The following is a 12305-nucleotide window of genomic DNA, read 5'->3' on the forward strand; positions in this document are numbered from 1 at the left end:
TAATGACACCTACTGACTGTACAATATAATTTTGAACACCCACTTAAGGAACAATGAAAATAATCATAGCCGGAGCCGGCGCCGTGGGCACACACCTGGCCAAGCTCCTGTCGCGTGAAAACCACGACATCACACTCATGGACGAGTCGCCCGAAAAGCTGGAGGACATCTCGTCCAACCTCGACATACTCACCCTGCCGCTTCCCCCATCGTCCATATCGGCACTGCAAGAGGCTGAGGTGGGAAATGCCGACCTCTTTATTGGCGTCACCCCCGATGAGGCACATAACATGACTGCCTGTATGCTGGCCTCAAAACTTGGTGCTAAAAAGACGGTGGCGCGAGTGGACAACTTTGAGTACACTCTACCGCAGCACCGCGAGTTTTTCAAAACGGTGGGCATCGGCTCCATCATCTACCCCGAAATGCTGGCTGGACAGGAAATATTGCACAACATCAAGCGCAGCTGGATACGCCAATGGTGGGAAGTGCAGGACGGTGCCCTCATTCTGCTCGGCGTAAAGGTGCGCTCCAATGCGCAGATACTTGACCAACCGCTCAAAAACCTTTGCGGCCCCGAATCGCCCTATCACATTGTGGCGGTTAAACGTGGCGACGACACCGTCATACCCCATGGCGGCGACTGCTTGCGCGCACTTGATGTGGTTTACTTCATGACCACGCCGAAGTACGTCAACTACATACGCGACATTGCCGGCAAGGAGGAGTACCCCGATGTGTCAAACGTGTTCATCATGGGCGGTGGCAGCACAGCCGTGCATCTGGCCAACGCCATGCCCGACTATATGCACGCCAAAATAATTGAAGCTGATGCGCACCGTGCCCAACGCCTCAACGAGGTGGTGACCAACCGGCATGCCATGATCATACACGGCGACGGACGCGACCTGTCTTTGCTCGAGGAGGAAGGCATACGCAAGGCACAAGCCTTCTGCGCGCTGACCGAGAACTCCGAAACCAACATTCTGGCCTGCTTGGCTGCCAAACGCCTCGGTGTGCGCAAAACGGTGGCCATGGTCGAAAACACCGACTATATAGGCATGGCCGAAAGCCTTGACATTGGTACCATCATCAACAAAAAGACCTTTGCCGCCAGCCACATCTACCAAATGATGCTCAAAGCCGACATCACGTCGGTCAAGAGTTTGACCGTGGCCAATGCCGATGTGGCAGAGTTCAGTGTGTCGGCCGAGGCCAAAATCACCCGCAAACCGGTCAAGGACCTCGAACTGCCGTCGAGCGTCACCCTTGGCGGCCTGGTGCGAGCCGGACATGGCGAACTTATCAATGGCTCAACGCTCATCAAACCCGGCGACACCGTGGTGGCCTTCTGCCTGAGCGGTGGCATCAAGAAACTCGAAAAATACTTCAAATAACAGACCACTATGGATATAGTAGAAAGATTTCTGAACTACGTCAGCTTCGACACCCAAAGTGCCGAGGACGCTGACACCACGCCAAGCACAGCCAAGCAACTTAAACTGGCTGAATATCTGCGCGACGAACTCAAGGGCATTGGCATGACCGATGTCGAGATGGACGAGAATGGTTATGTGTATGCCACTCTGCCTGCCAACACCGACAAGGAGGTGCCCACCATTGGCTTTATTTCGCACATGGACACCAGTCCCGATTGCTCGGGGGCTAACATCAAGCCCCGCATTGTCAAGGCCTACGATGGCAACGACATTGTGCTCGATGCCGAGGCCGGCATCGTAACCTCGCCCGCCAAATTTCCCGAATTGCTCGACCATGTAGGGCAGGACATCATCGTTACCGACGGCCACACCCTGCTCGGTGCCGACGACAAGGCCGGCATAGCCGAGATTGTACAGGCCATGGACTACCTTATCAATCACCCCGAAATCAAGCACGGACGTGTGCGCGTGGGGTTCAACCCCGACGAGGAAATTGGGCTTGGCGCCCACAAGTTTGATGTGAAAAAGTTCGACTGCGCATGGGGCTACACCATGGACGGTGGCGAACTGGGCGAACTTGAATACGAAAACTTTAATGCTGCCAGCGCAAAGGTTGAGGTGCGTGGTGTGAGCGTACACCCGGGCTATGCCAAGGGCAAAATGATCAATGCCGCACGTGTGGCCGCCGAATTTGCGGCCGAAATGCCCGTGACCGAAACGCCCGAACAGACTGTGGAGTATGAGGGCTTTTACCACCTGCTTGGCATTGAGGGCAATGTGGAGCACGCCACTCTCAGCTACATCATACGCGACCACGACCGCCAGCGCTTCGAGCAGCGCAAAGCTTTTGTGCAAAAGGCTGCCGAGTGGCTCAACGAGCGCTATGGCCAAGGCACGGTGACTGTCACCATCAACGACCAATATTACAACATGCGCGAAAAAATTGAACCCGTGCCCCATGTGGTAAACATTGTGCTCGACGCCATGAAAGCATGCCACATACCCTCAAGGGTGCGTGCCATTCGTGGTGGCACCGATGGCGCACAACTCTCATTTATGGGTTTGCCCTGTCCCAACATCTTTGCCGGCGGGCTCAACTTCCACGGGCCTCACGAGTTCTTGCCTATCCCCTCTATGCAGAAGGCGTCAGAACTGGTGGTGAAGATTGTCGAACTGACGGCACAAATGTAGTAACGTGCTGGTCTTGACGAATTGATGCACGTCCCTTTGTCACGTCTATCCGTCCAGCGTCACAAATACATAAATACTATTAAAACGTAATTAGGGGCGGGCTGGTCGAGAGTAATCTCACAGGCCCGCCCCTAATTGTGTCTTAACCTGTAAATCTGACAGGAAACGCTACCACTAATGGGGGCGACGCGTCCCGCGTCGGGAAAATGTCATGTTCAAACACCCAATAAAGGCTCACAGACAGCACTAATTACACGCCTATCTGTGAGCCTTTGCCTTAATGCCCGACGCGGGACGCGTCGCCCCCATTAGTGCTTGCGTTTAGTGGTAGCGTTTAGTGATAGCGTTTAATGCTTGCGTTTAGTGATAGCGTTTAGTGCTCCACCACATCACACCCATATTTCGTTAATCATGCAATTTGCCTACACCCTACACTTTTTGCATGCACTGCATTGATTATCAATTCGTTACAGAGTGTAGGTAACATCGTTTTCCGCCTGCACTTATCTGCACTTGCCTACACGTAAACACTACCACCGCTCTGCAGCCACAGCAGCATGACGCCATGTCAGCGCAAGGGCGGTGATACAATAACGGGAGGCAGTCGTTTCGGTTGCTCTTACCCAAAAATCGCTCCCCCTATGCCAAAAAGTGTAAGTGGCATAACCAATCATGCAAACAGATACTGACGTGTATAATAAGGGGCAAACACCGTGCAAATAAGTGTAAACAGCGTGCAAATAAGTGCAGGTAGTGCAAACAGCGTATAGGCAAAAAACGAGGTTACCTACACTACGTAATAGACTGATAATCAGCGCAGTGCAGGCAAGAAGTGCAAGATGCAAGTAATTTGCAATGTAACTTTTCGGGTGGGTTGCGCGAACAATGAAATCTGTTTTTCAAGGCAAGCATTGCACCTGTTCCTATTTAAGCAAACAATAATCCGAATGCTCAGAAGAATTATCATAACCGCCCAAAAGTGCTTTTTCAGCATATAAAGTTTGCAAAACCACTGATTTTGTTGTACTTTTGCTGCATGTATTTTGCATTATTGCAACACACAGCAAAACAATATACAAATCAATCTAATAATTACCAATCACAACAAACTCTATGAAAAGATTTTCACTTTTCTTGTTTGCGTTGTTCGCCCTGCTGATGGGCGTCCCGCCACAGGCTGCCTTTGCCGAAGCCGGTGACGTAGTGACCAACCTCAGCAATTTGAGCAATAGCAAAGTTTACAACATCAAGAGTGTGCGTGGCTATCTGCTGTATAGTGCAAACTATACGGACAAGTTGGCTGGTAGCGCAGGTTCTGGCGTCAAGGACGCCGGTACTGCCAGCGCCACAGCCGCCGCGCAGCAGTTTGCCATCTACACCGTAGGCGGCAAGCACTTCCTTTACAGCGTGGGTGCCAAAAAATTCGTGTCGTCGAACGGCAATTACGAAAGCACACCCAACACAGAGCTGTCAATTGCAGCTACGGGCAATGCCAACTATCCTTGGGCGTTAAAGCTCGGTTCAAACACCATCAATATGCAAGCAAGTGGCGGTGAAGCGTCTGGCTGCGTAGTTAACAGCTGGGCTACTGCCGATGATGGTAACTGCCTGGCGATTGTGGAGGCCACACTTGACGAGGCTACAGACATTGAGTCGCCGATGCAAACGACAGAGATGCTTCAAATTAAGTATGCAGGCTGTGTAGAACAACTTAAGATTGCCAATGGAATAAAGTTTTTCTATCATGACGTCTCAAGCACTATAAATGGCTTGCCCACTACGGCTCCCACCATTAAAGAAGAACTCGAAACCGCCATTGCCAATTTGCAGACCACAATCGATGGCTTGAACTCTGCCGAAGGCGTGCTTGGCACCGACCTCAACGGCAAGACACTCTTCATCGGCAACTTGCTGCACAGCAAGATGTACATGAGTGCACAGGTGAAGAACGGCAGCAATGTGCTCGGCTCTGATGAGAGCGGTTGGCAGGCCAACCACGCCTGGGTATTTGAAAAGGCCGACAAGGACAACACCTATTATATAAAGAATGCCGAGTCGGGCATGTATATAGGTGCAATTCCTGCTAAGAATGACGTATGCGTCCCCCTCGTGGCCGACAAGGCGTCTGCACAAGTTTACACCGTGGCTTATGCCGGCAAAAACGGTTATTGCAACATCTATGTTGAAGGCGGAGAAGCCAACCGCAATGCCTTGCACATGGTTAACTGGAACGGTGTGGTACGTTGGGAAACAGCTGCCGAAGCCTCAAAATTCCGTTTGGAAGATGCAACCGATGTGCTTGCCGCTTACAACAAGTACTACACTGTCAAGGTGGCCTCGGGTGGCTATCTTAACGCTGAGGACAACAATGTAGTGTTGAAAGGCTCTTCAGTAGCCGGTCTCAATTATTGCTGGCACGTGGTGAAGATGGCTGACGGCACTTACCGCTTCATCAATGCCAAGAATGCAGGCAAGGTGCTCGCCAGCAATGGCAGCGAGGGTGATGCCCGCGCCACCCTGCAGAGCCCGGCCCTCACAAACTACGATGCCACTTATACCACTTACTTTGACGGTTCTATCAAGCTCGACGGCAGCGGTGTAAGCCAGGTTAAGTTGGCTGGCTCTGCCCACAACTACTGGAACAAGCGCGGCGACAACCTCGGTCTTTGGAACAGTACTGCAGCCGGTGACGGCGGTGACGCAGGTTCAAACTTCACATTCGCCGAAGTACAGCCCTCTGACGACATTCTCTATGCCGAGTACAACACTGTACAGCCCGGCACACGTCCTACCGACATCAGCAAGTATGCCCTGTGGTACAATGTGCCCGTGGCCAAGACCGGTGTGAGCGACACCTGGATGGAATACGCCCTCCCCTTGGGCAACGGCCAGCTTGGCGCCACAATACGCGGCGGCATCTTCAAGGACGAACTCCAGTTCAACGAAAAGACCCTCTGGCAGGGCGGCACAGGCAATGGCGGTGGCGAGAACAACTCGCGCGGCTGGTACCAGAACTTCGGTTCTGTAATGGTGACCGACATGAGCAAGGCATTCTCATTTGCCGACGACACCAAGCCTGTGAAGGACTATGTGCGCTACCTCGACATCATCAATGGTGTGGGTGGTGTAAACTACAAGAGCAGCGACGATGCCACCACTTACAGCCGCCGCTACTTCACTTCAGCCACCGACAAGGTGCTCGTGGCACACTACGAGGCCAAGGGTACCGACAAGCTCAACCTGAAGGTGACTTTCATGCCCGACAACCAGATTGGTGCCGGCAGTGTGACTTACGCCAATGGTGGTGCAACCTTCAGCGGCAAGATGACCCTCGTGTCGTACAATGCTGCCTACAAGGTACTCGCCAGCGATGGCGCAACCATCACAACCGACAATGAGGGCATTCACGTGTCTGGCGCAGAATGGGTGAACGTGTTCCTCGCTGCCGCCACCGACTTTGATGCCACTAAGGCCGGCTGCAAGAGCGGTGCCACTGCCGACGACATTGCCGCCACCGTGCAGGGCCGCCTCACTGCAGCTACTGCAAAGGACTACACTACCTTGCTCAATGACCACGTGGCCAAGTTCAGCGGCTACATGAACCGTGCCGACCTCAACATTGCCGAGGCTTGCACAGACAAGACTACTGAGGGACTCCTCACATATTACAATGCCGCCGCTGCCAACAAGAGCACTGCCGATGCTTACTACCTCGAGAGCCTCTACTTCCAGTATGGCCGTTACATGACGGTAGCAGCCAACCTCGACGGTTCAATCCACGCCCCCAGCAACTTGCAGGGTATCTGGAACGACCGCTCGAACACCGACTTCTGGCACTGCGATATCCACGCCGACATCAACGTACAGATGAACTACTGGCCCGCTGACCCCACCAACCTCAGCGAGATGCACCTGCCCTTCCTCTACAACATCATCGACCTGGCTTCGGCTCCCAATTCTCCCTGGGTAGCTTTGGCACAGAAGGTCAAGAGTGGTGCCAAGGGCTGGACGATAGCTGTTGAGAACAACATCTTCGGTGGCACTTCAACCTGGGAAAACAGCAACATGAAGGCACTCGGTGCCTGGTATTGCGACCACCTGTGGCGCTACTACAAGTACACGCTCGACCGCGACTTCCTTAAGAAGGCACTTCCCGTAATGTACCAGAATGCCCTCTTTACCAAGAGCATCGCTACAAAGAATACCGATGGCCAGTATGTAATTACAGGCGAATGGAGCCCCGAACACGGTGAATGGAACCAAATCACAGCCTTTGCCCAGCAAACAGCTTATCAGGGCTTGAAGGACTTGTTCGAAGGCTATGCCGAACTCGGTAGCGAATCACCCGTTACTGCAGCTCAGATGGCTGAGCTCGAAGACCTTTACAACAACTTTGACAAGGGTGTGTGGATTGAGAACTACAATCCCGGCGGTGTAAATTGGTCAGAGGCCAAGCCCTGCATCTCAGAGTGGAAGAACCTTCCCCTTTCAGATCCCGATCACCGTCACCTCTCACACCTCATGTGCCTCTACCCCTTCAACCAGGTAAGCGCATTTGCCACAGACGCTGACAGCGTGAAGCAGTTCCAGGCAGCTTACAACGGCATGATTGCCCGTAAGGGCGACGTGACCGGCTGGTCAATGGGCTGGCAGACAAACACCTACGCTCGTTGTCTTGATGGTGACAAGGCTCACTACAACTTGCAGCGCGCGCTCCGTCACTCAACGTCTTACACAATCGCCATGGGCGGTCAGGGTGGTTGCTACTACAACCTATTCGACGCACACTCACCCTTCCAGATCGACGGCAACTATGGTTGCACCAGCGGTGTGGCCGAAATGTTGCTCCAGAGCTACGACGATGTCATCACAATCCTTCCCGCCCTGCCTTCTTCATGGAAGAATGGTAGTGTGAAGGGCCTCAAGGCCCAAGGCAACTACACAGTTGACGAGGAATGGAGCGAGGGCAAGGCCACCGCAGTGCGCATCACCAACAACCAGGACGTTGACCGTCAGGTGTCAGTACGTTATGACAACAAGGTGGCTACTTTCGACATCTCTGCCAACGCCACTCTCGACATCGACCTCAGCGCCGGTCTGCCCACTGGTGTGAACAAGGTGGTGAATGTGCCTGTCAGCACCATCAAAACCATCTACGACCTCAGTGGCCGTCGTGTAAACAAAGCCGAAAAGGGTGTTTACATTATCAATGGTCAGAAGGTTGTGTTCTAAGTCACGCGCCATCTGCATGAGTGTGGCGCCCATCAAGCACCGCACACATATTGACTGCTGACAAGCCACACAACTAAATACACATCAAAAGCGTTCCGAATGCGTCCGGCACAAGCCCGACACTTTCGGAACGCTTTCGTTATGTTTACACTTGACGTCTGACGCTACACTGACACGGTCCAATTCCCTGTCCAAATCTCTATTCAATTCGCTGTCCACGTCCCTGTCTAATTCTCTGTGCAATTCTCTATTTAAGTCTCTGTGCAAGTCAAGCTTTTCTACATTTCTGTAGCAAATGCTTTGTCCATTGCCTGTCAGTTTGTATCTTTGCACTACAATAGCGCGCCTGTGGCGAAATTGGTAGACGCGCCAGACTTAGGATCTGGTGTTTCACAACGTGTAGGTTCGAGTCCTATCAGGCGCACCATAAGAAATCCTAACTGCTTGAATATAAGCAGTTAGGATTTTTGTTTTTATAAAATTGCCAACATTTTGCCAACATAATTCGTCGCTAATTTGTTGTGGTTGGCAAAGTTCATGTTGTTTTCATCCGTATTTCTCATGATTTCATTGCATTTCACTTGACATCGCCAATTTTATGAGTCACCAAATGACAAGCTATAGTCAGGTAGATTAGCTCTCATATTCTATAAATTGATGTATATATCATCTATTGGGCACAAAAATCACTATCTTACATAATAATTCAACACCTTTATTCGTTATTATAACAGAAAGTACGTACTTTTGCAAATCCAAACAATTATACGCAAATATGAGTAAAGATATAAACAGACTAAAGGTCGTCCTGGCTGAAAAGAAACGAACCAACAAATGGCTCGCTGAACAATTGGGTAAAGATCCTGCCACTGTTTCAAAATGGTGTACCAACACCATACAACCGAATGTCGAAACATTGGTGGAGATAGCCAAATATTTGAATGTAGATATACAGGATTTGTTTTGGCCAATAGAGAATATAGCAGCCAAGGATGATACGAATAGATAATAAGATGGAACAAAATAAGAAAGATTTACTCTTTGAGCATAGAAATAAACTTGATGAGGTTATTTCAACACTCTCGGCAAACTTCTCGCAAAAAGAAGTTGCTGATTAAATCAACTTTTATAGGTGGTGAGAGATAATTTAAAGGATTGGGCTGAAAAATAACAATGAAACAATATAAGTTTGTAGATTTATTTGCTGGATGCGGCGGTCTGAGTTTGGGGTTGCAACAGGCTGGATTTACTCCATGGTTCGTTAATGAAATCGTGGAACAGTTTTGCAATACCTATAAATTCAACCATGATTTGAGTGATGACCACTATTTTGTGGGAGATATTGCGGAACTCAACCTACATCTTGAAGGATACAAGGATATGCTATCAGATATAACATTGGTATGTGGTGGACCTCCTTGTCAAGGTTTCTCTATGGCTAATCGTCAACGAATATTGGATGATCCTCGTAATGCTTTATATAAACAATACTTGATATTCTTGAAAAATACTCGTCCTAAGTTCTTTATTATGGAGAATGTAAAAGGGATGATGAACAAAATAGAAGAAATCAAACAGAATTTTGAGGAATATCTTGGCGGCGAGTACCAATATGATTATGCACTTTTGAAGGCACAAGATTATGGTGTACCACAAAATAGAGAACGTTTCATAATGATAGGCAATAGAGTTGGGGTAGAGCCAAAGTTGATATTCAAAGAAATATACAAGCATAAACGCAAGCCTTTCGTGCTGAAAGATGCTCTTGAAGGGCTTCCTCATTTAGTCGCGAAGAAAGAAAAAGGTTCAAAGGGAGTAGAATGTGCAGAGTCTGGCTTTACAGAATGCGATTTCTCGTACATCAAGAATGACTTCTATAAATTTATCAATGGTGACAAGGAGATTACAAAGCTCTACAATCATAAGAATCGTTATAATAATGAGCGAGACATAGAAATCTATCGTAGATTACCACAAGGCGCAAACTCCTTGCATGAGTCTATTGCAGACATCATGCCATATAAAAGGAGAAATGATATATTCAAGGATAAATACTTCAAATTGGATGAGACGCAAATCTGCAAGACGATAACTTCTCATATGAAGTTTGATTGCAATATGTACATCCACCCTTGGGATGCAAGAGGATTAAGTCCTCGTGAGGCTGCACGCATTCAGACGTTCCCCGATGATTATGTGATAACGGGCTCTCAAAATATGTGGTATGCACAAGTAGGAAATGCCGTTCCTGTAAAACTTGCCAAAGCCATAGGCGATGGCATCATGAAATTTATAAGATGAGACATTTAGAATTATTTGCTGGCATAGGTGGTTTTAGAAGAGCAATGGATTTGCTTACGCAAGACCACATCATGGATTTTCATTGCATTGGCTACTCAGAGATAGATGCCAAGGCCGTGAAAACTTATTGTGCCAATTACCACCCTGAGGTTGATGGCGAGTTGGCTATGGGGGATATAGTGGAATTTACTAGCAATAAAAACAACATGGACAATTTGCCTCAATTTGATTTGGTGACTGGCGGTTTTCCCTGCCAAACTTTCAGCATGATGGGAAAGCAAGCTGGTTTCAATGAGGATCGTGGGCAAATGTTTTTTCATATCATTGATATCCTTGCTGCAAAGATGCCAAGATATGTGCTTCTTGAAAATGTGAAAAACCTTAGGTCACATGATAAGGGAAGAACATTTGCACGTATCAAACAAGAGTTGGAGGCATTAGGGTATCAAGTCTTTACTGACATATTTAATACTGCACAGTTCCATTTGCCACAAACTCGTAACAGACTGTTGATTTTTGCGACGACAGAACCTGTCCCTGCAGATTTTGAAGTGCAATTTACTTGCGACAATATTGCAGTCTTGTTTGATCAAGTATATCAAGATTTGGGCACATACCATTATCAAAGCGTCAACGACATATTGAGTTTGGAGGTTGATAAAAAGTATTTTCTTTCGGAGAAAATCAAACCAACCCTGTTAGCTGATGGTTCTGCCAACTTTAAGTCGAAGTCAGACATCAATATGAGTATAGCTCGGCCTTTGACCGCAACGATGCACAAGATGCACCGTGCTTGTCAAGACAACTATTATAGTCAAGACTTCATAGAGTCACATGGTGCTATCAATCCTGTCAAAACGATGACCAAGGAACAATTGGCACAGTTGCCTATCCGTAAGTTGACACCGGAAGAGGCTTTCATGTTGCAAGGCTTCCCAGCAAACTTTGCCATCAACGGCCGAAATGCGGGGGTTGCAGATGGCTCGCTATACAAGCAAGCTGGTAATGCAGTCAGTGTAAATACGATTTATGCTGTTTTGCATTACCTTATAACAAATCATATAATTCACGAATAGCTATGTTTTTTGAAGTTCACTCAGAAAAGAAAATTGGTTTCAAGAAATTAAGTCCTAACGACCTTGGTTTGAAGGAGTCTGGGCATCAAACCCATATTGGACTTTATCAGCACGTCTTGGATTTCTTGCCAGATAATCATGTGGAGAAAACTGCCATATTGATTTATGACGACTATTGTGAAATTCTGAATTGTGACTATGGAAAGATAAACCGTAGTACTGGCAAGATGGAAGCTCCCAATATTAAGTCGGGGGCAAGAAACGAACATACGATTGTAAATCAGATTCGTGAATTCGCTTCCTTGAAACCAACTTGTGAGTGGTATCTAGTGTGGTTTGGCTTGCAAAGTGAGGAATTAGTCTTTTGGCTAATATCAAGTGACTCGGAAGATTTCCAACATGCTTCTAACATTTTCCCAACTCAGAACAAGGTCTATGATGAGAATAGTGCTTCTTTTTCGCTTGCTATAGACTTCTTGGAAAAGAAAGTGAATGGAGTTTCCGTGAAGTTACAGGAAGAAATAGAAGTTGCTTCGCAGACAGGTAAACAAATTAAAAAGTATAAGAAACAAGATATTGAAAAGGCAAACAAACTTTTCAAGCAAATAGGTTACAGTGGAGAGCAAATTATTGAACAATATTTGGAAAGACAAAAGTTAGCTCATACGATAAGTAATTACAGATGGATGAATGCCAATATGGAGTCTGGTATGCCGTTCGACTTCATAATAAACGAAGGATTGGAAGCAGAAAACTTTATTGACGTGAAATCGACTCGGTTTGACTTCAACCAGTATCTCTATTATAGCGATGAGGAAATCGGTTTTGTTCACGGCTTGAAGGAAGATAAGAAATATTCAGTTTACAGGGTGTTCGATATGGACAATGCTCAGAAAAAGCTCCGGGTATGTACGAACTGTATGAGTTATGTTTCTTCTGTCAATGCTGACATAGCTGACCTTTCTTCCAAAATGGAAAAGGTTCAGACGATACTTCAATCCATAAAGATTGGAGTAAGACCTAATGACTGTTTTGTAAACATTCAACCGCAAATTATATTGTAATT

The 12305-nt window shown here is 47.9% G+C and carries 7 protein-coding genes and 1 tRNA gene; all 8 read left to right on the plus strand.

The window, feature by feature from the left end:
• Nucleotides 1-53 precede the first annotated feature (53 nt).
• The 8 genes from trkA to BQ5453_RS04670 all read left to right on the plus strand — a co-directional run bounded on the left by trkA (nt 54) and on the right by BQ5453_RS04670 (nt 12303).
• On the plus strand, nt 54-1397 hold the full coding sequence (gene trkA, locus BQ5453_RS04635) for a Trk system potassium transporter TrkA (protein WP_071122325.1): 1344 nt from the start codon (nt 54-56) through the stop codon (nt 1395-1397).
• 9 nt (nt 1398-1406) lie between these two features.
• Complete coding sequence (gene pepT, locus BQ5453_RS04640; protein WP_071122326.1) at nt 1407-2630, plus strand: peptidase T; 1224 nt, start codon at nt 1407-1409, stop codon at nt 2628-2630.
• Nucleotides 2631-3743: 1113 nt separating this feature from the next.
• Nucleotides 3744-7862, plus strand: coding sequence for a glycosyl hydrolase family 95 catalytic domain-containing protein (locus tag BQ5453_RS04645; protein ID WP_071122327.1), 4119 nt, complete (start codon nt 3744-3746; stop codon nt 7860-7862).
• A gap of 342 nt (nt 7863-8204) precedes the next feature.
• Nucleotides 8205-8289: transfer RNA gene (locus BQ5453_RS04650), tRNA-Leu, on the plus strand.
• 348 nt (nt 8290-8637) lie between these two features.
• Nucleotides 8638-8871, plus strand: coding sequence for a helix-turn-helix transcriptional regulator (locus tag BQ5453_RS04655; protein WP_071122328.1), 234 nt, complete (start codon nt 8638-8640; stop codon nt 8869-8871).
• Between the two features lie 164 nt (nt 8872-9035).
• On the plus strand, nt 9036-10163 hold the full coding sequence (locus BQ5453_RS04660) for a DNA cytosine methyltransferase (RefSeq protein WP_071122329.1): 1128 nt from the start codon (nt 9036-9038) through the stop codon (nt 10161-10163).
• Nucleotides 10160-11239: a DNA cytosine methyltransferase gene (locus BQ5453_RS04665; protein WP_071122330.1), complete on the plus strand. Its 1080-nt coding sequence runs from the start codon at nt 10160-10162 to the stop codon at nt 11237-11239. The genes BQ5453_RS04660 and BQ5453_RS04665 overlap by 4 nt, the downstream gene beginning before the upstream one ends.
• Before the next feature lie 2 nt (nt 11240-11241).
• A complete protein-coding gene (locus tag BQ5453_RS04670) occupies nt 11242-12303 on the plus strand; it encodes a protein NO VEIN domain-containing protein (RefSeq protein WP_071122331.1) in 1062 nt (353 codons plus the stop codon).
• Nucleotides 12304-12305 lie beyond the last annotated feature (2 nt).

It is taken from the genome of Prevotellamassilia timonensis, assembly GCF_900106785.1.
GTDB lineage: Bacteria > Bacteroidota > Bacteroidia > Bacteroidales > Bacteroidaceae > Alloprevotella > Alloprevotella timonensis.

Excerpts from the sequence above, each read along its gene's own strand:
- BQ5453_RS04665 (WP_071122330.1), top strand. The coding sequence starts at position 10,160 with ATGAGACATTTAGAATTATTTGCTGGCATAGGTGGTTTTAGAAGAGCA.
- BQ5453_RS04670 (WP_071122331.1), top strand. The coding sequence starts at position 11,242 with ATGTTTTTTGAAGTTCACTCAGAAAAGAAAATTGGTTTCAAGAAATTA.
- pepT (WP_071122326.1), top strand. The coding sequence starts at position 1,407 with ATGGATATAGTAGAAAGATTTCTGAACTACGTCAGCTTCGACACCCAA.
- BQ5453_RS04645 (WP_071122327.1), top strand. The coding sequence starts at position 3,744 with ATGAAAAGATTTTCACTTTTCTTGTTTGCGTTGTTCGCCCTGCTGATG.
- trkA (WP_071122325.1), top strand. The coding sequence starts at position 54 with ATGAAAATAATCATAGCCGGAGCCGGCGCCGTGGGCACACACCTGGCC.
- BQ5453_RS04655 (WP_071122328.1), top strand. The coding sequence starts at position 8,638 with ATGAGTAAAGATATAAACAGACTAAAGGTCGTCCTGGCTGAAAAGAAA.
- BQ5453_RS04660 (WP_071122329.1), top strand. The coding sequence starts at position 9,036 with ATGAAACAATATAAGTTTGTAGATTTATTTGCTGGATGCGGCGGTCTG.